The sequence below is a fragment of the Erythrobacter aureus genome (assembly GCF_003355455.1).
GTDB classification, from domain to species: Bacteria; Pseudomonadota; Alphaproteobacteria; order Sphingomonadales; family Sphingomonadaceae; genus Qipengyuania; species Qipengyuania aurea.
Map to the genome: position 1 here is coordinate 1,540,186 of NZ_CP031357.1, position 25,290 is coordinate 1,565,475.

The 25,290-nt window shown below is 61.3% G+C and carries 22 protein-coding genes, 1 tRNA gene and 1 other RNA gene; 19 read left to right on the top strand and 5 right to left on the bottom strand.

The genetic code is table 11. The features are described from left to right. Positions 1 to 19 precede the first annotated feature (19 nt). Positions 20 to 1,579: an amidohydrolase family protein gene (locus tag DVR09_RS07545; RefSeq protein WP_115416393.1), complete on the bottom strand. Its 1,560-nt coding sequence runs from the start codon at positions 1,577 to 1,579 to the stop codon at positions 20 to 22. A gap of 126 nt (positions 1,580 to 1,705) precedes the next feature. Between DVR09_RS07545 and DVR09_RS07550 the strand changes: the two genes are divergently transcribed. From DVR09_RS07550 to DVR09_RS07565, 4 genes are all read left to right on the top strand, one after another. Beyond that, positions 1,706 to 2,422 carry an SIMPL domain-containing protein gene (locus tag DVR09_RS07550; RefSeq protein ID WP_115416394.1) on the top strand — a complete coding sequence of 239 codons (717 nt, stop codon included), beginning with the start codon at positions 1,706 to 1,708 and terminating at the stop codon, positions 2,420 to 2,422. Between the two features lie 67 nt (positions 2,423 to 2,489). Then, positions 2,490 to 2,795, top strand: a complete 306-nt coding sequence (locus tag DVR09_RS07555; protein ID WP_115416395.1) for a PepSY domain-containing protein — start codon at positions 2,490 to 2,492, stop codon at positions 2,793 to 2,795. 84 nt (positions 2,796 to 2,879) lie between these two features. Then, positions 2,880 to 3,557, top strand: a complete 678-nt coding sequence (locus DVR09_RS07560; RefSeq protein WP_115416396.1) for a response regulator transcription factor — start codon at positions 2,880 to 2,882, stop codon at positions 3,555 to 3,557. Next, entirely contained in the window at positions 3,508 to 4,986 is a 1,479-nt protein-coding gene (locus tag DVR09_RS07565; protein WP_370459140.1) for a sensor histidine kinase, read from the top strand. Before DVR09_RS07560 ends, DVR09_RS07565 begins: the two co-directional genes overlap by 50 nt. A gap of 44 nt (positions 4,987 to 5,030) precedes the next feature. Here the strand turns inward: DVR09_RS07565 and DVR09_RS07570 are convergent, their stop codons facing one another. Further along, on the bottom strand, positions 5,031 to 5,327 hold the full coding sequence (locus DVR09_RS07570) for a chorismate mutase (RefSeq protein WP_115416397.1): 297 nt from the start codon (positions 5,325 to 5,327) through the stop codon (positions 5,031 to 5,033). A gap of 65 nt (positions 5,328 to 5,392) precedes the next feature. Between DVR09_RS07570 and DVR09_RS07575 the strand changes: the two genes are divergently transcribed. The 9 genes from DVR09_RS07575 (at position 5,393) to DVR09_RS07620 (ending at position 15,612) form a co-directional block, all read left to right on the top strand. Beyond that, entirely contained in the window at positions 5,393 to 6,409 is a 1,017-nt protein-coding gene (locus DVR09_RS07575; RefSeq protein ID WP_115416398.1) for a polyprenyl synthetase family protein, read from the top strand. Positions 6,410 to 6,429: 20 nt separating this feature from the next. Continuing rightward, entirely contained in the window at positions 6,430 to 8,856 is a 2,427-nt protein-coding gene (hrpB, locus tag DVR09_RS07580) for an ATP-dependent helicase HrpB (protein ID WP_115416399.1), read from the top strand. Between the two features lie 16 nt (positions 8,857 to 8,872). Further along, on the top strand, positions 8,873 to 9,151 hold the full coding sequence (locus DVR09_RS07585; protein WP_115416400.1) for an ETC complex I subunit: 279 nt from the start codon (positions 8,873 to 8,875) through the stop codon (positions 9,149 to 9,151). Between the two features lie 125 nt (positions 9,152 to 9,276). Then, positions 9,277 to 9,371: signal recognition particle sRNA small type (gene ffs / locus DVR09_RS07590), an RNA gene on the top strand. Positions 9,372 to 9,379: 8 nt separating this feature from the next. Then, the gene (locus DVR09_RS07595) at positions 9,380 to 9,832 is read left to right on the top strand and encodes a hypothetical protein (RefSeq protein ID WP_115416401.1); all 453 of its coding nucleotides are present in this window, start codon (positions 9,380 to 9,382) and stop codon (positions 9,830 to 9,832) included. A 53-nt stretch (positions 9,833 to 9,885) separates the two neighbouring features. Next, positions 9,886 to 11,706 carry a DNA polymerase III subunit gamma/tau gene (locus tag DVR09_RS07600; protein ID WP_115416402.1) on the top strand — a complete coding sequence of 607 codons (1,821 nt, stop codon included), beginning with the start codon at positions 9,886 to 9,888 and terminating at the stop codon, positions 11,704 to 11,706. Beyond that, positions 11,703 to 12,038: a YbaB/EbfC family nucleoid-associated protein gene (locus DVR09_RS07605; RefSeq protein ID WP_115416403.1), complete on the top strand. Its 336-nt coding sequence runs from the start codon at positions 11,703 to 11,705 to the stop codon at positions 12,036 to 12,038. The genes DVR09_RS07600 and DVR09_RS07605 overlap by 4 nt, the downstream gene beginning before the upstream one ends. Before the next feature lie 658 nt (positions 12,039 to 12,696). Then, positions 12,697 to 15,084: an endopeptidase La gene (lon, locus tag DVR09_RS07615; RefSeq protein ID WP_115416405.1), complete on the top strand. Its 2,388-nt coding sequence runs from the start codon at positions 12,697 to 12,699 to the stop codon at positions 15,082 to 15,084. A 255-nt stretch (positions 15,085 to 15,339) separates the two neighbouring features. Further along, entirely contained in the window at positions 15,340 to 15,612 is a 273-nt protein-coding gene (locus DVR09_RS07620; protein ID WP_115416406.1) for an HU family DNA-binding protein, read from the top strand. Positions 15,613 to 15,729: 117 nt separating this feature from the next. On the opposite strand, the gene DVR09_RS07625 is transcribed toward DVR09_RS07620, so the two are convergent. Together DVR09_RS07625 and rlmB are read right to left on the bottom strand one after the other, a co-directional pair. Continuing rightward, the gene (locus DVR09_RS07625) at positions 15,730 to 16,578 is read right to left on the bottom strand and encodes a hypothetical protein (RefSeq protein ID WP_115416407.1); all 849 of its coding nucleotides are present in this window, start codon (positions 16,576 to 16,578) and stop codon (positions 15,730 to 15,732) included. Between the two features lie 19 nt (positions 16,579 to 16,597). Continuing rightward, positions 16,598 to 17,389: a 23S rRNA (guanosine(2251)-2'-O)-methyltransferase RlmB gene (gene rlmB / locus DVR09_RS07630; protein ID WP_115416408.1), complete on the bottom strand. Its 792-nt coding sequence runs from the start codon at positions 17,387 to 17,389 to the stop codon at positions 16,598 to 16,600. 141 nt (positions 17,390 to 17,530) lie between these two features. On the opposite strand from rlmB, the gene DVR09_RS07635 reads away from it, so the two are divergent. Next, positions 17,531 to 17,616: transfer RNA gene (locus tag DVR09_RS07635), tRNA-Tyr, on the top strand. A gap of 181 nt (positions 17,617 to 17,797) precedes the next feature. Here the strand turns inward: DVR09_RS07635 and DVR09_RS07640 are convergent. Continuing rightward, positions 17,798 to 18,691, bottom strand: coding sequence for a LysR family transcriptional regulator (locus DVR09_RS07640; protein WP_115416409.1), 894 nt, complete (start codon positions 18,689 to 18,691; stop codon positions 17,798 to 17,800). 192 nt (positions 18,692 to 18,883) lie between these two features. Here DVR09_RS07640 and DVR09_RS07645 point away from each other — a divergent pair, with 192 nt between their 5' ends. From DVR09_RS07645 to DVR09_RS07660, 5 genes are all read left to right on the top strand, one after another. Next, positions 18,884 to 19,897 carry a TolB family protein gene (locus DVR09_RS07645; protein ID WP_162814883.1) on the top strand — a complete coding sequence of 338 codons (1,014 nt, stop codon included), beginning with the start codon at positions 18,884 to 18,886 and terminating at the stop codon, positions 19,895 to 19,897. Continuing rightward, positions 19,788 to 20,894, top strand: coding sequence for an alpha/beta hydrolase family protein (locus DVR09_RS07650; RefSeq protein ID WP_234041361.1), 1,107 nt, complete (start codon positions 19,788 to 19,790; stop codon positions 20,892 to 20,894). Before DVR09_RS07645 ends, DVR09_RS07650 begins: the two co-directional genes overlap by 110 nt. Further along, entirely contained in the window at positions 20,891 to 21,052 is a 162-nt protein-coding gene (locus tag DVR09_RS17125; RefSeq protein WP_162814786.1) for a hypothetical protein, read from the top strand. Before DVR09_RS07650 ends, DVR09_RS17125 begins: the two co-directional genes overlap by 4 nt. 14 nt (positions 21,053 to 21,066) lie before the next feature. Beyond that, on the top strand, positions 21,067 to 21,795 hold the full coding sequence (locus DVR09_RS07655) for a Type 1 glutamine amidotransferase-like domain-containing protein (RefSeq protein WP_115416411.1): 729 nt from the start codon (positions 21,067 to 21,069) through the stop codon (positions 21,793 to 21,795). 212 nt (positions 21,796 to 22,007) lie between these two features. Then, positions 22,008 to 25,106 carry a TonB-dependent receptor domain-containing protein gene (locus DVR09_RS07660; protein ID WP_162814886.1) on the top strand — a complete coding sequence of 1,033 codons (3,099 nt, stop codon included), beginning with the start codon at positions 22,008 to 22,010 and terminating at the stop codon, positions 25,104 to 25,106. Positions 25,107 to 25,290: the final 184 nt, after the last annotated feature.

Genomic DNA, 25,290 nt, shown 5'->3' on the forward strand with positions numbered 1-25,290 from the left:
CGGCCCCGGCTGCAAGCGTCTAGCGTTCGCCGTGCTGCTCCTCGACCATGCGGGCAACGTCGGCCAGCAGCGCGGGCGCGTCGTAGACGATGCCGTCCTTGATCGTCCAGCGCACGCCGCCGACCTGTTCGATCGCGCCGGTCTCGTAATTGAGCCGCGTATGGCCGGTGCCGTAAAGCACCTTCAAGTTGGCCAGCGGGTTTTCGGGCACGATCACGAGATCGGCGAGCTGGCCCACCGCGATCCGCCCCATCGGTGGTTCCTGCCCGCGCGGTTCGTAAATCTCGCGCGCGCCGTCGATCGTGGCGGCCCGGATGACCGCGAGCGGGGAAAGCCCCGCCTCGCGCAGCATTTCGAGCTCGCCGATATAGGCGAAACCCCAAGTCTGGTAGATATAGCCGGGATCCGATCCCGCCGTGACGCGCCCGCCGCGATCATGGAAGTCCTTCGTCAGCTTGAACCATTTGGAATAGAAATTGCGCCAGGCGGTCTCGTCCTCGCTGGTCCAGTCCTTGTAATAGCTACCATGATTGGTCGCGCTGGGCGCGTAGAATTCCATCAAGGAAGGCAGGCTGTATTTCGCATGCCAGTCGCGGGTTTTGGCCGCCATGACATCGCGGCTGGCAGAGTAGATATTGAACGTGGGGCTCAGCGTGACGCCGCTTTCGACGAGCGCATCGACATAGTCGTCCCATTTCTCGCTTCCCGGTTCGACGGCCTGCGGGGCAAGCCGCGCCACCCAGCCGAAGCGCGCCTGTTCGTCGAAGTAATTGTAGTCTTCCGGGTAGTGGGGAAGACCCTCCTTCAGCAGACTTTCGAAATGCCCGTAAAAATGGGTTGCTCCGCCGAGGCCCAGTTCCACGGCCTTGCGGGCGTTCACTTCCGCCACGCCGGTCTGCGCGAGATGGGCAACCGTGCCCATCTGTTGTAGCTTCGCCTCATCGAGTGCGGCTTCGAGCACCGCTGGAGTGGCCGAATTGAAGAATTTGATGCCCCAATAGCCCTGCGCCTTGGCCCAGCGGACCCATTCACGCGCCTTGGCGGGGGTATCGGGATTTCCACCAGACCATTTGTCGCCAAAGACGGCGTAAGGGATCAGGCGCGGGGCAACGATGGTGTTGGCGGCGCTGCGGCGGGCATCGGATAAATCCGGTTTTCCGGGACCGAAGTAGAAGCTTACCCCGCGCACCGTGGTGACGCCATGAGCAAGCCAGAGTTTGTAGCCGTAGGAGGGTTGGGGCGCCTTGGCCGGATCGCCATTATGTCCGTGCGTGTCGACGAAGCCGGGCAGGACATACATGCCCTTGGCATCGATAACGCGTTGGACTGTCCGGGCCTCGTCCTTCGGCGCGCCGCCAGGGTAGAGCGCGGCAATCCGGTTGCCTTCGACCAGGATATCGATCGGGCCGGCGGGCGGGGCGCCGGTTCCCTCGATCACGGTCGCGCCGCGGATCAGCAGTTTGTCGAAGGGGCCTTCGCCTTCCTGCGCCGAGCGGTCGGGCACGGATTCCATCTGCGCGGCGAGCGGTTGCGCACCCATTGCGGCCAGCGATGCGAATACGACTTTCCAGAATTTCATCCGTTTCCCCTCTTTCGATCCAGGGGCTAGCGGCATGTGCGTTTGGAGGAAAGCGGGAACACATCCGTTCAGCAAGCCGTAAAGCGGAAAGGCCGACAACCGGTTCGACCAGTGAGGAGCACCTTTATGATCCGTTTCGCCATCCCTCTTCTTGCCGCCGCCGCCATGGCCCCGGGCGCTCAGGCCGCCGAAGTGCAGATTGCCAGCCAGGGGCCGGTCGTCGAGCTGACCGTCAACGAGATCGTCCACCGTGCACCCGACGTCGCGCAGATCGGAGCGGGGGTATCGACGCGTGCGCCCACTGCGAAAGCGGCGGTGCAAATGAATGCTGAGGCAATGGATAAGCTGATCGCGCAACTGCGCAAGCTCGGCATCGAACGCCGCGACATCCAGACTTCAAACTTCAACCTCAATCCAAATTACAATTACAACCGGGAGACGGGCGAGCAGACATTCGCTGGCTATAACGTCAACAATCAGGTGAACGTGAAACTGCGCGACCTGAAGCGCGCGGGCGAGGTTCTCGATGCGCTGGTCGGCGCGGGCGCGAACAATATCTATGGTCCCAATTTCATGCTCGAGGACGATGTCGAGGCCAAGGCCGAGGCGCGTCGGAGCGCGTTCAAGAGCGGGCGCACCATGGCTGAAGACTATGCAAAGATGGCGGGATATTCCGGTGTGCGCCTGCTCGAGATTTCGGAGAGCTTCCAAAGTTATGGGCCGCGCCCGGAAGCAATGGTCAAGATGGCGAGCGATGCCGGATCAGATCAGGCGACACCCATCGAGCCGGGCGAGGTGGGCACCGGTGTCACTATCACGGTCAAATACGAGATGACCCGATAGGCTGAATGCCGAGCGTCGTGGACATTCACACCTTGTTCAATGCGTCGGGCTTAGGCAGGTAGGCATCATGAAACGCATTGCTACCTCCTTGTTGGCCTTCGGGCTGATCGCGGGTCCGATCATGGCCGAACCTGCTTTCGCGCAGCGTCGTTCCGAACAGGGCGAGGCGCGTCGCGAGATGAGTGCGGGCAATATCATGCAGTTGCGCGATATCGAGGCACGCATCCTGCCGACGATGCGGGGCGCGGAATATCTCGGCCCGGCTTACGACTCCACGGCGATGGCCTACCGGCTCAAGTTCTTGCGTGACGGACGGGTCATGTATGTCGATGTCGATGCACGCACCGGCAGGGTGCTGCGCCGCAGCCGCTGAACCAGTGCGGCGAAACTGCGTTCAGGTTGACGCGTTCATCTACATGAACGAAACGCGGACCAAACTATCCGAGGACGGACATATATGCGTATCCTGATCGTCGAGGACGAGCCCACGCTCGGCCAGCAGCTCAAGTCGACGCTCGAACAGAACGGCTATGCGGTGGACCTGTCCACCGATGGCGAGGATGGTCACTTTCTCGGCAGTACCGAAGATTACGACGCGGTCATTCTCGACCTGGGCTTGCCGGAAATCGACGGGCTGACCGTTCTGGGCATGTGGCGTAAGGAAGGGCGGAAATTCCCTGTCCTGGTGCTTACCGCCCGCGATAGCTGGAGCGACAAGGTGGCCGGCCTAGACGCCGGCGCCGACGATTACCTCGCCAAGCCCTTCCAAACCGAAGAGCTGATCGCCCGCTTGCGTGCGCTGATCCGCCGGGCATCGGGTAACACGTCGAGCGAGCTTACCGCGGGCGACGTGCGTCTGGATACGCGCTCGGGCCGCGTTACGCTGAAGGGCGAGCCGGTCAAGCTGACCGCGCAGGAATACAAGCTGCTGAGCTATCTCATGCACCACAAGGGCAAGGTGGTCAGCCGAACCGAACTGATCGAGCACATTTACGATCAGGATTTCGACCGCGATTCGAATACGATCGAGGTTTTCGTTACCCGCATCCGCAAGAAGCTGGGCGCGGAAGTGATCACGACGATCCGTGGACTTGGGTACAGCCTCGACGACCCCGCCGACCAGCCGCGCGCCTGAAGGAGCGTCTGGCGGGCGGTTGATCGGCGGGCTGGCCCCGCCATCGGGCGCTGCTGCCGAAAATTCGGCGACCATCGTCACGCCAAAGGCGAAACGCAGCCTCGCGCGGCGGATGATGGCGATTGCCGCGTTATGGATAGGCGTGTTGCTGCTGGCGGGTGGGTTTGCGCTCGATCGCACCCTGGTCCGACTGGTCGAGGACAATTTCGACGAGCAGCTCGAATATGTGCAGACGGCGCTGATTACCTCGGCGGAAATAGACAGTTTCGGCGACGTCCAGCTTTACCGCTCGCTCGGCGACCAGCGTTTCCTCGAGCCCAATAGTGGTGTCTACTGGCAGATCACGGGGGAAGGGCATCAACCCTTTCCGAGCCGCAGCCTGTGGGATCGCAGCCTGGAGGTCGAAGGGGGGTATGTCGATGACGAGCCCCATTTCTACGATTCCGATCAGTTCGAGGGCGAACCTCTGCGGATGGTCGAACGTACGGTGATCCTGCCCGACAGCGATACGCGCTGGACCTTCGCAGTGGCGTCGGCGCGCGACGAGCTCGACTTTCAGATCAGTCGTATTCGATCGATCCTGTTCTGGAGCTTTGCTGTCCTGGGCATCGGCCTGCTGGCGATGGCGATGCTGCAGAGCTGGTATGGTCTTTCGCCCCTGCGCCGCGTGCGTAATGCAATCCAGGCCATGCGCAATGAAGGGGCCAACCGCATTACCGAGCCGCTTCCGCTCGAAGTCGAACCCCTGGTCGACGAAATCAACGCGCTGCTTGCCCATACCGAACAGCAGGCCGAAGAAGCGCGGATGCATGCCGGCAATCTTGCCCATGCACTCAAAACTCCACTCACCGTGCTCACCAATGCTGCAACCGCGCGCGATCCGAAGCTTTCCGATCTCGTTTGCCGGGAAACCAAGACCATGCAGCGGCACGTTGAGCATCATCTGGCGCGTGCACGCGCGGTTGGCAGACGTGCTTCCGGACATTCGCGCGCCGAAGTCTGGCCGAGCGCTGAAAGCGTGCTGCGCGCGGTAACCCGCATTTACGAGAACACCCGCTTCGATCTCGATGGTAATCGTCAGGCTGTGGTTTCGATCGAGCGCCAGGATCTCGACGAAATTCTCGGTAATCTGATCGAGAATGCGGCGAAATACGGCGGGGGCAGTGTTTTCGTCACCATCGATGCCGATCGCGAGGCGCAAGACTGCATAATCTGGATCGAGGATGACGGTACAGGGATCCCGCAAAACGAACGGACGCGGATCTTCGATCGCGGCGCCCGGCTGGATACGGGCAAGCCCGGGACGGGGCTGGGCCTTGCCATCGTTCGCGATGTGGCCGAGATCTACGGCGGGTCGGTGGAGCTGGATACAAGCGAGGATTTGGGTGGCTTGCTGGTGAAGCTGACATTGCCAAGAAGTGCGCAGTAAACGGCTTGGCGCCGACCGAGTACGGTCGCTTCAGACGAAGCCCGTTAGCGAGTTGCAGCCTGTTCGTGGTGGCGGATAACCTCGTCGATGATGAAACGCAGGAATTTCTCGCTAAACTCGGGGTCGAGCTCGCTTTCCTCGGCAAGTCTGCGCAGCCGCGCGATCTGTTCCTGTTCGCGCGCAGGGTCGGCCGGGGGCAGGGTCACCTTTGCTTTATATTCGCCGACGGACTGCGTAATCCGGAAGCGCTCGGCCAGCATGTGGATGAGCGCGGCATCGATATTGTCGATACTCTTGCGAAAACGGGCCAGGATCGGATCGGGCTGGGACGATGTGGTCATGCGATCAGGCTAACACCAAATCCCGGCTTGCCAAGAAAGCTTGGGCAGACCATGGCCAAGCCGAAATGTCTGCCGACGTAATCCCCCTGAAGCGCAAGGAGCCGGAAGGCTCCATCGAACCCATGCTGGCGTTGACCGCGAATGGCATGAACCAGGTCAATCAGGTTATCCTCGACCGGATGCAGAGCGAGGTGCCGCTGATCCCGGCGCTGGCGGGTCATCTGATTTCGGGGGGCGGCAAGCGCCTGCGCCCCATGCTCACGCTCGCCGGGGCGGAACTGGTGGGTTACAGCGGGGCGCGCCACCACAAGCTCGCCGCCGCCGTGGAGTTCATCCATACGGCAACGCTGCTTCACGACGATGTCGTCGACGGCAGCGATTTGCGGCGCGGCAAGGCGGCGGCCAATATCATCTACGGCAATCCCGCCACCGTGCTGGTGGGCGATTTCCTGTTCAGCCGCAGCTTCGAGCTGATGACCGAGGATGGCAGCCTCAAGGTCCTCAAAATTCTGTCGGGGGCCAGCGCGATCATCGCGGAAGGTGAGGTCGACCAGCTTACTGCTCAGCGCAAGATCGACACCAGCGAGGAGCGTTATCTTCATATCATCCGCGCCAAAACCGCTGCCTTGTTCGCCGCAGCCAGCCGGATTGCCGCCGTCGTAGCCGAATGCAGCGATGAAAAGGAGCGCGCGCTCGACGAATACGGCCGCAATCTCGGCGTCGCCTTCCAGTTGGTCGACGATGCGCTCGATTACGATTCCAACGCTGCCGCCATGGGCAAGGATCGTGGCGACGATTTTCGGGAAGGCAAGATGACGTTGCCGGTGATCCTCGCTTATGCGCGCGGCAGCGAGGAGGAGCGCGCCTTCTGGAAAGCCGCTATCGGTGGTTTCAAGACGAGCGACGAGGATCTCGATCACGCCATCGCGCTTATCGAGCGCCACAACGCCGTGGACGATACCAAGGCCCGTGCCCGCCATTTCGCGCAGCGGGCAATCGATGCGCTGTCGATCTTCCCCGACAGCAAGGCGCGCCAGGCGATGACCCAGGCCGCGCTGTTTGCGGTAGCGCGCGGGTACTGATCCGTCTTAGGGCCGCAGGCGTGCCCGATTTGCCCATCCATTCCGTCCTGCCCGACCTGCTCGGGGCTGTGCGCCAGCAGAGCGGAGCGGTCCTCGTCGCGCCTCCGGGGGCGGGCAAGACGACGGCGGTCGCCCCGGCGCTCTTGGGCGAAGACTGGTGCACGGGGACCATCATCCTGACATCGCCGCGCAGGGTCGCTGCGCGCGCCGCTGCCGAACGGATGGCCCAGATGCTTGGCGAAAAGCCCGGCGAGACGATTGGCTACCTTACCCGGCTCGACAGCAAGCGCTCCGCAAAAACGCGCGTTCTAGTCGTGACCGAGGCGATATTCGTGAACACGATTCTCGCCGATCCGGAACTTGCGGGTATCTCCGCCGTGCTGTTCGACGAGGCGCATGAGCGGCATCTCGACAGCGACCTCGGTCTTGCGCTCGCGCTTGAGAGCCGCAGCATTCTGCGCGAAGATCTGCGTGTGCTGGTCATGTCGGCGACTATCGACGGCGCGCGGTTTGCCGAGCTGCTAGGCGCCGGTGCATCGGTCATCGAAAGCGAAGGCCGGGCACATCCGCTGCGCGTGGAATGGCTCGGTTCGTCGCCGCAGGTGCCGGTGGAGGATGCCATGGCGCAGGCCATCGCGACCGCATGGCGCGAGGAGGAGGGCGATATCCTCGCCTTCCTGCCCGGCGTGCGCGAAATTGAACGGACGCGGGAGCGCGTGGAGGCGCGCTTACCGTCGGCAATCGTGCTGCCGCTCCATGGCCAGGTCGACCCGGCCGGTCAGCGCGCCGCGATCCGCCGCGATGCTGAAGGACGGCGCAGGATCGTTCTGGCAACGGCCATCGCCGAAACGTCGCTGACGCTGGATGGCGTATCGGTTGTGGTCGATGCCGGATTGTCGCGCCGGGCCGAATTCGATCGGGCGGCGGGGACCACGCATCTCGTCACGCATCGCGCAAGCCAGGCGGCGGCTGCACAGCGTGCCGGGCGCGCGGCGCGGCAAGGGCCGGGCGTAGCCTATCGGCTGTGGGAAGAAGCGGGCCATGGTGGACGTCCCCGCTACGATCCACCCGAAATGCTGACCTCCGACCTTGCGCCCTTGGTGCTGGCGCTCGCACAATGGGGGAGCACTGATCCCGCAGAGCTGGCGTGGCTCGATCCACCGCCCTCCGCATCGGTCAGCGCGGCGCGGGAAACATTATCGGCCTTGGCAGCGCTCGACGCGGAAGGCCGGATCACCGAACGCGGCAGAAAGCTCGCGCAACTCCCGCTCGACCCGCAGGGAGCGGCGACCGTGCTGTTCGGTGCCGAGCATGGGGCTGCCGATCAGGCTGCGCGGATCGCCTTGTTGCTGCAGGAGCGCGGGCTTGGGGGGCGGGGCGACGATCTCGAAGCGCGCTTGTCCCGCTGGAATACCGATCGCGGGCCGAGGGCGGAAGCGAGTCGGAAGCTTGCAGGACGCTGGGCGAAACGTGCCAAGGCACTTGCCGATGACCAGCGATCGACCGCGCTGCCTCCACCCGGGATACTGCTCGCGGCAGGGCGACCCGAGTTTATCGCCAAGCGCCGCGACAATTCGGGAGAGAACTGGGTTGCTGCTGGTGGGCGCGGTTTCGTGCTCGATCCTGCATCGTCCCTGGCGCGAGCGGAGTTTCTGGTCGTCGGCGATGCGCAGGGGCAGGCGAAAGGCGCGCGAATTACCTCGGCCATCGCGCTCGAAGAAATCGATATCGAGCGATGGCTGCCCGATCGGATCGAGCGCAGGCAGGTGTTGCATTGGACCGGAGAGCGCGTCGAGGCGCTGCTCGAACGAAAGCTCGGCGCGATCACGCTTGCGCGCGGCCCGGACCCCGCGCCCGATCCCCAGGCCATTGTGGATATGCTTATGGAAAAGGCTCTGGAGAATCCGGCAAAATTGCTTCCCGCCGAGTTGCTGGCTCGCGCGCGTTTCGCTGGTGTCGAGGGGCTGACAGGCCACGGACTGGCAGACACCGCGGAGATCTGGCTGGCGCCCCTGCTGCAAGGTCGGCGCGATCTTCGCCTGTCCAAGGGAAAACTGGTCGATGCTCTGCTCGGTCAACTCGATTGGGACAGCCGCCAGCGGCTCGACCGGCTTGCTCCGCGCGAATTCACCTCGCCCGCAGGTACGAGGCACCGTATCGACTATACCGGCGACGATGCCCCCAGCGTCGAAGTCCGCGTACAGGCGCTGTTCGGGCTAGAGCGCCACCCGATGGTCGGCGACACGCCGCTTCTGCTGAAGCTCACCAGTCCCGCCGGGCGACCGATCCAGTCGACTCGCGACTTGCCTGGTTTTTGGCGGGGAAGCTGGGCGGATGTGTGCAAGGATATGAAGGGCCGCTACCCGAAACACCGCTGGCCCGAGGAACCTTGGGCGGAAAAGCCCAGTTTGAAGACGAAGAACGCCTTTTCACGTTCGGAAGGTTGAATTACAGGGCAGTTCCATGACCGCGAGAATCTACCAGCGACCGAAAAACGCCATGCAGTCGGGCAAGGCCCGCACCGATGAATGGGTGCTCGAATTCGAGCAGTCCGAAGCGCGCCATGCCGATCCGCTGATGGGGTGGACGGGCAGCGGCGATACGCAGGCGCAAGTCTCGCTGACCTTTCCGAGCAAGGACGAGGCGAAGGCCTATGCCGAAAAATATGGCGTATCTGCCCGTGTGCACGCGCCCCCTCCGAAGAGCCTCAAACTCCAGGCCTACTCCGATAATTTTCGGTAGCTGATAGTCATTGCGAGGAGCCGTAAGGCGACGCGGCAATCCAGTAAGCACAGGACTGGATTGCTTCGCTTTGCTCGCAATGACTGAGAGCTTGAAACTGTGCCAACATACCGCCATATGGCGCTTCGGGAGTCGGTCGGACGTTAGCGTTCGCTCACCGGGTCAGGTCCGGAAGGAAGCAGCCCAGGTGGATTGCGGCGGGTCGGTCGGCTCCTTTATATTCCTTTTATGACCGAAAAGACCAGCATATCGGCAACGCGATGGCCGACGCCGTTCGAACGCTGCGATAGCGACTGCCTGCATCTTGTGCGGGTCCATTATCCATCGTGTAACTCTATCTCCTACCCCGATGGCCCGCGCTATGATCTCAGCAGCTATGTCGGTGACGATGTATGCAGGATCACGGTCTTTTCGGAAGCGGATCGGACGGTTTACTGTATCATCGCCAACGTGGAGGCCTTGCGCATACATGACGAGCGCGACCTTCCGCAGTTCGACTGGGCCGGAGATACCGGCACGACGGTGCGTCTGGTAGGTTCCGAGCTGCAGCGAAGCGTCAGCGGGATCGTATGCGGGAATGCCCCCTCCTATCTGATCATTACAGGAAACGACTGCGTCGAGTTTCTTGCGACCGGCGAGGTGATGATCGAGGAAGTGGGGGCCGTCGCCGATAGCGGTTGAACATTGCCGATGTCGGCATGACTTTTGCCGCGCCAATGCCTACCTAGTGAGGCATGGGTGATTCACCGGACAATCCAGATGGTCTTCCTTGGGAGAGTGGGGCCGAAGAGGCCGACGCGCCGAGCGCGGCGGAACTCGAGGAGGCTGGGCAGGAATCGATCTTCGGTGTGACGCCGACTTCGGGAACCGGCGCGCAACCCGTTCCCGAACCCGCAGGCGCTGATCGGGCCGATAGCGAGGCGCCGAAGGCCGCACCGGCGCAGCCTTACCGCGTGCTCGCTCGCAAATACCGCCCGCAGACCTTTGCCGAACTGATCGGCCAAGAAGCGATGGTGCGCACACTGGCCAATGCCATCGCCCGCGACCGGCTGGCGCATGCCTTTCTGATGACCGGCGTGCGCGGGGTGGGCAAGACTTCGACGGCACGCCTGATTGCCAAGGCGCTCAACTGCATCGGTCCGGATGGGCAGGGTGGTCCGACAATCAGCCCCTGCGGCGAATGCGAGCCATGCCGTGCGATTGCGGAAGGCCGCCATATCGATGTGATCGAGATGGATGCCGCGAGCCACACGGGCGTCGACGATGTGCGCGAGATCATCGAGGCGGTGCGCTATGCTGCGGTTTCGGCTCGCTACAAAATCTATATCATCGACGAAGTTCACATGCTTTCGCGCAATGCGTTCAACGCGTTGCTCAAAACCTTGGAAGAACCACCCGCGCATGTGAAACTTCTGTTCGCGACGACCGAAGTCGAGAAGCTGCCTGTCACGGTTCTCAGCCGCACACAGCGTTTCGATCTGCGGCGCATTCCGGTCGAATTGCTCGAAAGCCATTTCGCCGAAATCTGTCGCAAGGAAGGTGTCGAGGCCGATGCCGAAGCGCTGCATATCGTGGCCAATGCGGCCGAGGGTTCGGTTCGCGATGGACTATCGATCCTCGACCAGGCGATCGCCCATGCCGATCTGGATACGGAAGGCAGGGTCACCGCGGAGCGTGTTCGCGACATGCTCGGCCTTGCGGACAAGGGTGCGCAGCGCAGACTCTTCGCGCATATGCTGGAGGGCGAGGGCAAGGCGCTTCTCGACGCGATCGACGAGCAGTATGCGCTGGGCGTCGAGCCTCTGGCGCTTATGCGCGCCCAGATGGACCTGGCCCACCGCATTACCGTGGCGCAGGTTTCTGGGGGCGAGCCCGAAGGAGTCAGTCCCGACGAACGCGGCGAGCTTGCGGGCTGGGCCAGCCGGGTTCCGGTGGCGCAAATGCACCGTCTGTGGCAGTTGCTGCTGAAAGGACATGAAGAGGTACGCGTAGCGCCCGATCCCCTGGTGGCATTGCGGATGGCGCTGTTGCGCACCCTGCATGCCGGACAGATGCCCGATCCCGGCAAGCTCGCGAAGAAAATCGAAGCGCTGGCCGAGGCGGGACCCGTGCCCGCGCCGACGGGATCGGATACCGCCCCCGCCGATACGCCTCGGGCGTCACTCGATTGGGAGCGCCTTGTCGAGGCGATTGACGCATCCGGCCTGATGCAGGAAGCCAGCATCATGCGCTTGCAGGTACGCGTGGTCGAGCTTGAGGATGGCGTGCTGCGATACGGACGCGATGCCAAGTTCTCGGACGATATCGCTCCCGTGCTGAAAGAAACGCTGCACCGCCACACCGGCAGGCGCTGGACGGTGGAAGAATTGCCCGACGGTGCGGGACGGCCATCGCTGGTCGAGGTGCAGCAGGCGGAGCGTGAAGCCGCTGCTGCTGCCACTCGTGCGCATCCGCTGGTAAAGGCCGCCTTCGATGCCTTTCCCGATGCCGAATTGATCGAAGACAGCGGCGCATCCTCCGAGCGCCGCGAAGTACCATGGAGTAGAAAAGCATGAACATGGAAGAGATGCTCGCGCAGGCTCAGAAGGCCGCGGAAACCATTCAAAAACAGATGGGCGATGCCCAGGCAAAGCTTGACGAAATCGAAGTGGAAGGAACGGCCGGAGGTGGCCTCGTCAAGGTGCGTGCCAGCGCGCGCGGTCGTATCATCGGCGTGACGATCGACGAGAGTTTGATGAAGCCCGAAGAGAAGCAGATCGTCGAAGATCTCGTAACGGCGGCGTTCAACGATGCGCGTGATCGGGCAGACCGCGTATCGGGCGAAGAAATGGCCAAGATCCAGCAGGATGTCGGCCTGCCGCCGGGGTTCAAGCTTCCCGGCATGTGAGGCCGTGGGTGTGGCCGACGCTGCACATTCCGCGAAAATCGCCCCCCCCCCGCTTCGCCTCGCTCCGCTACCGTACCGCGTCGGTCTTAAGCACCGCGCACATCGATATCGGGTGCACCCGCCTCACGGTCTTTCACGTGGACATGAACCTTTGGTACTCATGCAGCGGGCACGCGGAGACGCGCGCGCGACACGTCGGGTCATTTTTCCTAAGAAATTTACAGGAATGACCGTCAGCATCCCGGTCTGAGATGCTGACGGTTGTATACGGCCCCTATGCGTTGCGCGGGTGAGGCTGGCGCTCGAACACGAGGTCGCGCTCTTCGTCGAAACGTCGCCATCCGTCCTGCAAATCGCGGATCAGCGGCGTATCGCATCGGGTGCATTTCGTCCGAAAGTGCACACCATCGTGCCAAACACGCCGCCGATTCACGCGATGATCGCTGATCCTGCAAACCATCGAATCGAACATCATTTTGACTCCAATGGGAAATTGATATTTCCTTGCGCTTCGAACTAGAGTTAATAGATTATAATCATGACGTCCGGATTGTAATTTCACGTCATCCACATGACTTTAATTGCCGACGTTGCGCTGTGGGACAGGGCTCACCATATTCCCGAGGAATGGCCAGACCGGCTCCATTGGAATTGATAGATGACCCAGACCTTTCCCCTCCTTCCCCTGCGCGACATCGTGGTGTTCCCCGGCATGGTGGTTCCCCTGTTCGTCGGACGCGACAAATCTGTGGCCGCCCTTGAGGCGGCCATGGAAGGCAGCAAGGATATTTTCCTGCTCGCCCAGCTAGATCCCGGTTGCGACGATCCTGAACGCGACGATCTGTTCGATGTCGGCGTTGTCGCGCAGGTTTTGCAGTTGCTCAAGCTGCCCGACGGGACGGTACGCGTGCTGGTACAGGGAACCGCGAGGGGGGTATTGAGCGAGTTGACGCCGAAGGGCGGTTATGTCGAGGCTGCGGTTTCGATCTCCGAGACCATGACGGCATCCGGCAGTGAAGTCGTTGCGATGATGCGCCAAGTGGTCGAGCAATTCGGTGAATATGCCAAGCTCAACAAGAAGTTGGGCGAGGAAGCTGCCGAACAACTGAGCGACATCGACGATGCGGGCGAATTGGCCGATACGATCGCCGCGGCAATCAGCGCCAAGGTTTCCGACAAGCAGGCGCTGCTGGTCGAAAAGGACCCGCTAAAGCGGCTGGAAATGGTCATGTCCTACATGGAGGGTGAGCTTTCGGTCCTGCAGGTCGAGCGCCGCATTCGGGGCCGCGTGAAGCGGCAGATGGAAAAGACCCAGCGCGAATATTACCTGAACGAGCAGCTCAAGGCAATTCAGAACGAGCTTGGCGGCGACGATGACGGCAGCAACGAAATTGCCGAGCTGACCGAGAAGATCGCCAAGACCAAGCTCAGCAAGGAAGCGCGCGAAAAGGCCGAGGCCGAGCTCAAGAAGCTGCGCAGCATGCAACCGATGAGCGCCGAGGCGACGGTCATCCGGAACTATCTCGACGTTCTGCTCGGCTTGCCATGGGGTAAGAAGAGCAAGGTCAAAAAAGATATCGGCAAGGCGCAGGAGGTGCTCGATGCCGATCACTATGGCCTTGAGAAGGTCAAGGATCGGATTATCGAATATCTCGCGGTTCAGGCGCGCACGCGCAAGCTGAAGGGGCCGATCCTGTGCCTCGTGGGGCCGCCGGGCGTCGGCAAGACCTCGCTCGGCAAGAGCATCGCCAAGGCGACCGGGCGCGAATTCGTTCGTCAGTCCCTGGGCGGCGTGCGCGACGAAGCCGAAATCCGGGGCCATCGGCGCACCTATATCGGATCGCTGCCAGGCAAGATCGTCACCAATCTCAAGAAGGCAGGTAAGAGCAATCCGCTGTTCCTCCTCGACGAGATCGATAAGCTTGGACAGGATTTCCGTGGCGATCCCGCTTCGGCGCTGCTCGAAGTGCTGGATCCGGAGCAGAACAACCGGTTTCAGGACCACTACCTCGAACTTGATCTAGACCTCTCGGACATCATGTTCGTCACCACCGCGAACAGCCTCAACCTGCCGCAACCCCTGCTGGACCGGATGGAGATCATCCGTCTGGAAGGGTATACGGAAGACGAGAAGGTAGAAATCGCGAAGCGCCACCTGCTGCCCAAGCAGATCGAGGAGCACGGCCTCAAGAAGGGCGAGTTCGAGCTGACCGAAGACGGACTGCGCGACTTGATCCGGTACTATACGCGCGAGGCGGGTGTCCGCACGCTCGAGCGCGAACTGGCACGGCTGGCGCGCAAATCGCTGCGCAAGATTCTGGAGAACGAGGTCGAGAGCGTCACGATCACGCCCGAAAATCTCAGCGACTTTGCCGGTGTCCGCAAGTTCAAGCACGGCATGAGTGAGGAAGAGCCGCAGGTCGGGGCCGTTACCGGCCTCGCATGGACCGAGGTCGGCGGCGAACTGCTGACGATCGAAAGCGTGACGACCCCCGGCAAGGGCGAGATAAAGACTACCGGCAAGCTGGGCGAGGTGATGAACGAATCCGTTGCGGCCGCCTTCAGCTTCGTCAAGGCACGCGCGCCGCATTACGGCATTAAGCCGAGCCTGTTTCACCGGCGCAATATTCACATCCACCTTCCCGAGGGCGCAGTGCCCAAGGATGGGCCGAGCGCGGGTGTGGGAATGGTCACGTCCATCGTCTCGACGCTTTCGGGCATTCCGGTCAGGGCGGATGTCGCCATGACCGGCGAGGTAACCTTGCGGGGACGGGTGCTTGCTATCGGCGGCCTGAAAGAGAAGCTGCTGGCCGCCCTACGTGGTGGGATCAAGAAGGTCCTCATTCCGGAAGAGAATGTCAAAGACCTCGCCGAAATTCCGGGCAATGTGAAAGACGGTCTCGAGATTGTACCGGTCGCTCATGTCGATGAGGTGCTGGCGCAAGCCTTGTGTCGCGTCCCCGAGCCCATCGAATGGACCGAGGCGGACGACCTCGCCAGTCAGCCCGACCACGCGCACCAGGTGCCATCGCCAACCGCGCATTAACATAGGACATGCTGCGCTGCAGCGAATCGTGAAGCTTGCCTCGGGGTTGCCGAGGCCCTTTTCACGGCGGTGCGGTGCAGCATTGTATGGTGAACCCGCGCTTCATCCTGTTTTTGTTCGGTCTGGCCCCGAAAACCGCCGGTTTTTACGGAATTTGCCTTTGACACTTCGGCTAAAAAACTCTCAATTCGTCCGCCTTCACCGAGGCGATTCAGCCAACCTAATCTGACGATAAGAACAAGGGGGTTTACACCGATGAACAAGAACGACCTGATCAGCGCAGTCGCCGATTCCAGCGGCCTTTCCAAGAGCGATGCCTCGAGCGCCGTCGAAGGTGTTTTCGATGCAATCACCAAGTCCCTGTCGAGCGGCGACGAAGTCCGCCTGGTCGGCTTCGGCACTTTCTCCGTTGCCAAGCGCAAGGCTTCGACCGGTCGCAATCCGCGTACCGGTGAGCCGATGACCATCAAGGCTTCGAACCAGCCGAAGTTCAAGGCAGGCAAGGGCCTCAAGGACGCTGTGAACTAAGCGGAACCTCCTGACCGACGCACCGCCACGCCTCGCGGTGCAACGATAGGGATCGAACTTCGCCGCGCTTTCCAGAACGGGAAGCGCGGCGTTTTCGTTGGCATTGTGAGACTGAAGCTAGTCGAAAGAAATCAGGGCCATGGGGGGCTGTTCGGTGCGCGGCGTTATTTCCCACGTCAGGACCTGATCGCCGGAATGATGGCTGGGACCGGCGTCAGTATTGTTCGCCAAAATACGCCCATCGGTCACGATCGAAAACCGGCCCTCGGCGATTGCGATCCGGGGAGGGGTTTCCTCGTCTTTCGGGGACAGGTCGGCTAGTCCGGCCATGCCGGCTACCATCCCCTGCATCGGATTGCCGTTGCCTTTCGCGGCAAAGCCCGGCGCATCGATCCGCACTTGCCTTTGGTCGCGCAAAATGACGCTGACGAAGGTATTCGCCATGGCGAAGCGTTCGATCGTCGGAAACGAGAAGTCGTGCGTCAGTCGGCCGGAGATCGCGAAATCGACCTCGAACAGGCCGTCGCCTTTATATTCCACAGTGTTCCAGCCGCGCTGACGCTCCAGTTTTTCGGCGAGCTCCTGCGCAGCGTCCGGATCCGACGGATCGATCCCGCCCAGGAACGCCTTCATCTGCTCGGCCTTGCGCTTCTTCCTGGCACGGCGGCTTTCGGCTTCTGCATCCCACTCGCGCTTTTGCTCGGCAATTTCCGCGCTAGTGCATTCGCGGGCTTCGTAATCGTCATCGAGGCACGCGGCCTCGAATGGTTCGTCCGTTTCGCTACCCATCTCTGCCAGTTTGCTCAGCGCGAGCATCTGGATTTCCCCATCGTAGCGATAGGCAAAGCTACCGTCTTTCATGAGCTCCAGTTCGCTCGTGAACTGGCCTGGCGAGAGAAAGCAGCCCGACAGCGCCAGGCTCCCCACACCGGCGAGCGCGACCGTGCGAAACCTTTTGGTCAGCATTGTTTCCTTCCCCAATGGATTACTCCCGCGTGGCGACGGCGTAGAGCGCGATCGCGCCGGCATTGGAGACGTTCAGGCTTTCGATCCGGTCCCCGATCGGTAGCTTGGCCAGCGCATCGCAATGCGATTCGATATTATGGCGCATCCCTTCTCCTTCGGCACCCAGTACAAGCGCGACGGGGCCTGCGGGCAGGGCTTCGGCCAGCGTTGCCTCGGCCGTTCCGGTCAGGCCGATGCGCCAGTATCCGGCTTCGGCCATCTGTTCGAGCGCGCGGGCCAGGTTGACGACGCGCACCCATGGCAAGATTTCGAGCGCACCCGAAGCGGCCTTGCCGATGACGCCGCCTTCGGGCGGGGCGTGGCGATCCTGCGTCACCAGCGCCGCGGCGCCGAAGGCAGCGGCGGAGCGCATGATCGCGCCGACATTGTGCGGATCGGTGACTTGGTCGAGCACGACGATGGGCCTGGAGGGGTCGCCATCGAGGATCTCGTCGAGATGCATGTCTTCCAGCGGAGCGCATTCGAGCACCAGACCCTGATGCGGGGCATCCTTCGCTACCAGGCGTGCAAGATCCGTGACATCGGCGTATTCCAGCGGGAAATCGTCGGGCAACTCTCCGTCGAGCGCCTCAATCGCTTCGCGGGTAGCCCATAGCTTTCGATGCACCCGATCGGGATTTTTGAGCGCGGCCTCGACCGCGTGTCGCCCCCATAATCGGACCTGGCCCGTGCTCGCGCGCCCGCTCCCGCGACCGCCCTTCATCCGGCCTGCCCGTCCTCTCAGTGCGCGCTTGCGCTCACCCTTCGCCATCGAATTCGTCCTGTATGCAGCTTTGGTTGCGCCTGTGCCAGCGAGGGCATTGACAGGCAAGGCTCGCTTCGCCAAAGGGGCGCCTCTCGGCACGGGATCGTCAACGCGATCCCTCGATTTCCTAAGCGAAATGGCCCGTGTGGACAGGTGGCCGAGTGGTTAAAGGCAGCAGACTGTAAATCTGCCCGCGCAAGCGTACGCTGGTTCGAATCCAGCCCTGTCCACCACCGCCATCCAAAAACCCCGTGATTTGAAGATCTGATGGATATTCGCCCTTCGCTCGGTTTCCGCCTGCGCAAATTGCTCAGAATTTCCTCGTTCGCGCAGGACACGGTGACCCCGCTAGTTGGGGGCTCGTCGCAGATTCCTGGATGCTGAATGGTCTCACGGCAGACAGCTCCCGGCTCGCTATTCTGCCTCAAGAGATTCCCAAATACGCCGCACGACCGGGCGCTTATTGTGGCGCGAGCCGAAGATCATGATTTCGAGCTCGGCCGAATAGTCGTGCGAAATCGGATCGAGAGCCGTGTCCCCGCGAATGTGCTCCGCGATCGATTCCGGCAACCAGGCTATGCCTAGGCCTTCGCGCGCAGCCGTGGCCAGGCTTTCGGCTAGAGTGGCTCGGTAAACAGTCCGTAATCGACGCTCAAACTCGGCACCGCTGAGCACGTTTCGCAACACTCTCGCCATGATGGAGGTCGGACCATATTCCAGCAGCGGTATCGGCCTTTCGTTATCGGGTTCGAGAATGTCGGCGAACTTCGCCGCATTGCCATAGGGCAGGACGCGGTCGCGCGAGATAACCAGCCGCGGATAATCGTCGACATCGACATTGAAGGGAATGGCCGCGTGATTGTAGCAGATGAAGAAGTCGCACGTGCCGTTGCGCAAGGCGTAGAGATATTCCTCGATGGTACGCGTTTCCGGAACGATGGCTGCTTCGAAGGGGGAGACCTTGCGGTGAAGCTCTGCGACCAGGCGTGGAAGGAAGTTCAGCGCCAGCGTGTGCAGGCAGGCGATCGTTATGCCGCGCTCGCCGATACGGGCATAATTGGCTGCCGCAGCCTGCGCCTCGCTTGCCTGTTTTATGATCGCGCTTGCGCTGCTCATGAATTCGGTTCCGGCGGCAGTCAGGCGGATCGGATGCTCGGTCCGGTCGACCAGTTCCGCACCCGCCCAGGCCTCGAGTGCCTTGATGCGCCGACTGAGTGCGGATTGGGTAACGTAGCGCGCTTCCGCAGCTCTGGCGAAGTGGCCAATTCGCGCAACCGCGGCCAGGTCTTCCAGCCATTTTAGCTCCAAAGCCCTTGCCTTTCATGATCTTGCATTTTTCGCATTGAAGGTAACGAAATCGGAACTGGAAGTCGATTTCAATTTGCTGCCTCGTTCGGACCGGCTCGGCGGATTGGCGCCGCACCCAAACGGAGGGGGCAAATGGGGAAATTATCGTCAATTCGCGGCTCGTTGACGGTCCTTTCGATGTCGGCGATGGCGATGCCGATTCAGACCTACGCTCAGGACGCGACGCAGGGCGACAACAGTCTGGATCCGGTCGAATTCCTCGAACTGCCACGCGTGGCGAGCGTATCGGCGTCACACGACGGCCGCTATCTGAGCTATGTCCTCTCGGCGCCCGACTGGGCCGAGGACGAGACGGTCGAGACGCTCCGAATCCTGCGCTGCGGAGATGACGGATGTGCCGGGACGGCGCTGAACAATCTGCCCGAAAGCCCCGAGACCGAAGCGATTTGGCGCCCCCGATCGCATCAATTCGTCGTCGTTGCCGAAGTCGAGGAGGAGGGTGGTGACCAAATCCATTTCTTCGACCCGGAAACGGGCGAAGCATCGCAGGTCACCAATCATCCAGGTGGTGTGCGTCAGGTGAGCTGGCTGCCCGACGGGAGTGCGCTGATCTACGAAAGCGATGCAGAGGCCGAGGACGACGCGGCAAACGAATGGAGCATCGAACCCTTCGGGAGCGCCGATGCCGACGCGCTCTACCGGGTCGACATGACGAGCGGCGAAACCAGCGTGGTTTTCGCGAGCGCCGGCTTGATCGAGGGCTATTCGCTTTCCGAAAATGGCCGCTACCTGATCGTGCGCCAGCGGTTCGACCCTGTAGCGGAAGACCGCGATGCAGCCGAACTTTGGCGGATCGACTTGCGCAGCGGCGAATCGCGCCAGCTGACCGACAACCGTATCCGGGAAAACGGCGCCCGTCTCGCGCCCGATGGCGAGACGTTCGCTTACATCGCCTCCGTCAATGCGGGGGCGAGCCCTATTACGAAGACAATCTGTTTGTGCAGGCGGTTGGCGAGAAGGCGCCTCGCCTGCTGTTTCCGCATGAGCCGCTCGAAGTGCAGGACTTCGAGTGGGACCGGTCAGGGAGTCGATGTGGGTGGTGGGCAACAGTGGCCTGCGGTCACAGCTCTATCGCGTGCGCGTCCGGGATGGCGCACTGACTCAAGTAACCTTCGGCGATCACTCGCTGAGCGATTGGACCTATGACTCGGAGAGTGGGCGGCATTTCGGGCGCTTCGCCAACGAGCACAGCCCGGGTGAAATCCATGAGATCGACCCGCGGACAGGCGTCTTGCGGCAAAGGTCTGCAATCTACTCGACTGCGCTCAGTGGGGTTACGCTACCGAAACAGCGGGCGTTCACGTGGTCGGCCGCCGACGGACAAGAGCTCGAGGGACTGTTGGTGTATCCGGTCGGATACCAAACGGGTCAACGCTACCCCTTGGTGACGATCACCCATGGCGGCCCGCGCTCTTCGGCGCAGTTCGGAAGCTGGAATGCATCGCGTTATGTGCCGGTGCTCGCCGGGCAAGGTTACGCCGTTTTCCTGCCCAACCATCGGGGCGGCACTGGCTATGGCGATGCATTCATGCGTGCAATGGTCGGGAATTACTTCCGCAATGCGCATACCGACGTGCTGAGCGGAGTGGACGCATTGGTCGCGAACGAGATCGCGGACGCGGACCGCCTGATCAAGATGGGGTGGAGCGCGGGCGGTCACATGACCAACCGCTTGATCACCATGACCCATCGTTTCGTGGCGGCCTCGTCCGGTGCCGGCGTTGCCGACTGGGTTTCGCTGTTCGGCGAGAGCGACCGCAGGTCGGGCAGGATACCCTGGTTCGGCGGGACGCCCTGGCAGGAAAACGCCCCGCTGCCATCCTACCGTTCGCAATCGCCGGTGTTCGACGCCTGGAAAGTCCGCACGCCGACATTGTTCTGGAGCGGCGGAGATGACGAGCGCGTACCCCCTACCCAGGCGATCCTGATGTTTCGTGCAGTGCGTGACACGGGAACACCGACCGCGCTCTATCTGGGTAAGGGCGAACCGCACAATTTCCGGCAACCGTCGCATAAGCTGTTCAAGATCAATCGCGAACTTGCGTGGTATGCGGAGCACCTTGGACGGGACGCCTACGAAGCGGACCTTCCGGCAATCGATCCCCGCACCGAAGACAGCGGCAGCGATGGGACCGCGCCATGATAACCGACGACAGCGTGACCCTCGGTCTCGGGCCGAAGGCGCTCATCATGGTGTTCTTCACCACCGCGGTCGGTGTCCTGCTGGTGGTGCTTGGGTATGCCTTGGGTACCTACGCGGAGATCCTGACAGCCGAGTTGATGGGCATGATCGGCGGATAGGCTGACGAATCATTATGCAGAAACGCAAACAGATCTTGGCGATGAGCAACTCGTCCGCGTTCTTTGTGGAACCGCCGGACCCACCCTGTCTTGCCCGCTATCTCGTCGGGCTTACAGGCAAGGAACGCCCGGTCATCGTCCATGTCGGCGCGGCGAACGGCGACTCATCGGAGAAGGTCAGCAAGTTTTGCGACCTCGGCAGGCGCGCCGGTTTCGACCCACGCCATCTCAATCTCTTCGCGCTCGAGGACGACAATCCGGACACGTTCTTCAAAGGCGCAGATGCAGTATATGTCGATGGCGGTTCGACGCGGAATCTCCGCACTTTGCTTCGCGAATGGTCTGCCGACGACGCATTGAGGCGCGCCTATGAGAGGGGGGTAGTGCTGTCGGGGGCGAGTGCGGGCGCGAACATCATGTTCGAATGGGGAATGACGGATTCGGTCAAAACACGGATCGAAGCGATACGCGGGATAGGCCTGCTCAAGGGAACGATCTCGGTCCATTCCGACGCGCGCAGCGATCGCGGCGAGGCGCTGGAAAGGCACCTTGGTGGCGCGGATGCGACCTATCCGGCCTATGCCCTTGAAGACGGCACGGCGCTGCATTTCGAGGATGACGCTTTTGCGCGGGCGCTAGCCATAAAAACTGGCGCCTGCGTGGCGATCGACGAATATGGTAACGGCGCCACGCCCGCGCAGGCCGAAGACCTGGCGCTTATACGCGGGGCAGACATATTATGACAAATTTGTCGCAGCTAACGCATTTTCACGCGCGCAGCCTTGCATTGTTAAGAAATTATCTTTCAGTTTGAACGTCTTGCGTTTTCTGCATCACCTTCCGCTTTTTCGGAATTAGATGAGGTTCAGGGTTTTGGTCAGTCTTGTTCGGACGGAACCAGCGACGGGTTCCGTTCGGGGCTGGCCAATGAATGTCGGACAGGGAGTATAGTAAGATGAAACGATCGCATACGGTAGCTGTAAGCACATCGGCGCTTGCGCTCGCATTGTGCATGGGTGGGCAGGCTTCGGCGCAGGATGCGGCCACGCAAGAGGCGCCCCCCACAGGCCAAGATGTCGAGCTGGCCGCCGATGGTGCGCAGAACGCCATCGTCGTGACAGGTACACGTATCGAGCGTACGATCGAAGAGAGCGCGGTGCCTATCCAGGTGCTTGGCGCCCAGGACCTTGAGGAATCCGGCACCACCGACCTGGCTGAGGCGGTACTCCAACTGCCCGGCGTGTCTGAAGCGGTATCGCCGCAAGGGTCGAACAACCAAATCCAGACCAGCGGCCTGTCCACAATCAATCTGCGCCGTTTGGGCGATGACCGCACTCTGGTGCTGGTCAACGGAAAACGCGCGGTTTCCAATTCAGGAAACTCCGACCGCGTGAGCCTGTCGACGCTACCGTCCGGTTTCGTCGAGCGGGTGGAGGTGCTGACCGGCGGCATGTCGGCTGTTTATGGATCGGATGCCATCGCCGGGGTAGCCAACTTCATTCTCGAGGACGATTTCACCGGCGTGAGATTGGACAATCGCTTTTCCTGGGCCGATGCGAATGGCGGGGAGGAATATCGACTCAACCTGCTCGCCGGCACCGATTTCGCCGATGGTCGGGGCTATGTTCTGCTGGGCATGGAATATCGCGACGAAGAGGAAGTATTCGCCGATGCGAGCCGTCCGCTGAGCATCGCCGCACTCGAATTCGACGATCCGATCCCGTCGACTGGGAGCGATGGCTGGACCAATGAAATCAACTATCCGGGGTGCTTCGGCGAAGACACCGATCGCCACTGTATCCTGCCCAGCGGCAGCATCTCAACCCCTGGCGGCGTGTTCGAAGGTGACGCTTGGTTCGTTAACGGGCGCTGGTTCAATGACAAGTCGTTGAACCCTGGCGATCGCCCTGCTGGTTCCGATTTTTATTCCGATTTCGATGGATACAATCTCCGGCCCGGTCGCTCCAATCTGCCCCAGCGGAATATTTTCAACGCCGCGTTGACGACAAGTTTCGAATTTTCCGAGGCAGCAAAGTTCTCGTTCATCGGGTCTTATTCGGACGTCGATACAACCTATTACACTGGCTACGAGACTCTCAACGACAACGATACGCTCGGCGACGGCACCGATATCGGTAACATCTCGAGTAGCCACCCCTTCATCCCGCCAGAGGTTGAAGAGACGCGTAGCGGATCGGTGAGCTTCGACCGTCGTTTGGTGGAACTCGGAGAACAGGCCCGCATAAACGACCGCAGTACCTGGCGGTTCATCGCCGATGTCTCTGGGGCGCTCACCGACCAAATCGATTACGAGGTGTTCGGTACATATGGCCGCTTCAAACAGAAGCAGCGCAATCCTAATGAATATAACTTCCGCAATGCGCGTTTCGCACTCGATATAGAGTCGGACGGCAATGGCGGTTTTCAGTGCGTGAGCGAGGTTGCTCGTTCCGAAGGCTGCGTCCCGCTGAATATCTTCGGTGAGGGAACCATTTCGGCGGCGGCGGCCGATTACATACGGTACAACGGCTATGCGGAGCAGATGCGCGAGCAATACACGGCTGGCGCATTCGTCAACGGGACACTGTTCGAAATGCCTGCGGGCGGCGTGAAGTTTGCCGCCGGTGTGGAGTGGCGGCGCGAAAGCCAGGAAACGTTTGGCGATCCCGATGGCGACGATTTCGCCGGGGTCAACGGCATTCGCGATCGCGACGACGGGGCGGTGCGTGGTGGGACTTATGTCCCAGACATCGATTTCGACGTAACCTCGCTTGCCACCTTTCCGAGCGTCAAAGCGAGCTACGAGGTCAAGGAAGCCTATGCCGAACTCGACGTTCCGGTGTTCGATGGCTTCAACATCCAGGCTGCGGCGCGCGCTGGCGATTACAACACGATCGGCACGATTTTCAGCTATAATCTCGGTGCCGTTTGGCAAGCGAGCGACGATATCCTGTTCAGGGCACAGTTCTCGCGTTCGCAGCGTGCGCCGAATTTGACCGAGTACTTTTCGCCCCCGCGTCCCGATGCTGACGATCTCGACGATCCGTGCGATGGCCTGCGGCCCGACGGCACCGGAATCTCCAGCATCGAAGGCAGCGGCGCCGAGAATGCCGATATTGCTGTCGTTACTCGAAATTGCCTCACCGTTCCGGGAATTCAGAACTTCTTCAACGAACTCGCGACCGATGACGACCCGAACAACGACAACGATCCTTTCGATCCAGGCAGTTCGACGCAGGGGCCGAATGCAGGCAATCCCAACCTGTTCGAGGAAACAGCCACGACCATTACCGCTGGCTTTGCGTTTACACCGCGTTTCATCCCGGGCCTGACCCTTGCTGCGGATTATTACCGCATCAAGATCAAGGATGCGATCGCGTCGGTCGACACGCAGGACATTGTGTCGCAATGTTTTGCATCGCCCGAATACGATCCTTCCAACCCTGCTGGAAGCAACCGTTTCTGTGGCTTGATCACACGTGACACGATGGGTGAAGTCATCGAGGTGCTGAATTTTCAGGAGAACCTCGAAACGGAAGTGGTCGAAGGGATCGACGCACAACTGCTCTATCGGTTCGAGCCCGAGTTCATTCCTGGGCGTTTCGACATCGATTTCCGCTATGCTCACTTCTTTAAGCAGGAAACCGAATTCGTCGGAATCGGCGATGTCGTGCTGACGAATAGCGAGCTAGGCGAGATCGGTAATGGCGAAGACGAGTTCCGTCTGCGGGTGGGCTATCGCACCGGTCGCTTCCGGGCGAGCTACACGGTCACCTATCGCGGTGGCGGAGTGGACGATATCCTGAACCATCCCAATTCCACCGATGACCAGTACTTCAAGGTCGGAGATCAGGACTTTCATCGGATCTACCTGGCCTATAATTTCGGACCGGACGAACAGTTCCGCCTCTATGGAGGTGTCAACAATCTGTTCGACAATAAGGGGCCTCTGGTGCCATCCGGTCTGGACTACGGATCGAGCTACAACCTCGACACATCGCTCAACGATGTTCTGGGCCGCGAATTTTACGTGGGTGCGCGCGTCCGGTTCTGAGGCTTCTTGGCGATTCTTTCCTTTGCGCTCCGTCGGTGTCGAACCGGCGGGGCGCTTTCTTCTTCAACGTTCGCGCAGCTAGGAAAACGTCGGTGCCGACGTCGATGCGGATCGGAACCGGAATTCGCCATTTTGGGTTGGAATTGAGGGGTATGCGGCACCCTGCGGCAGGACGGTAGCATTT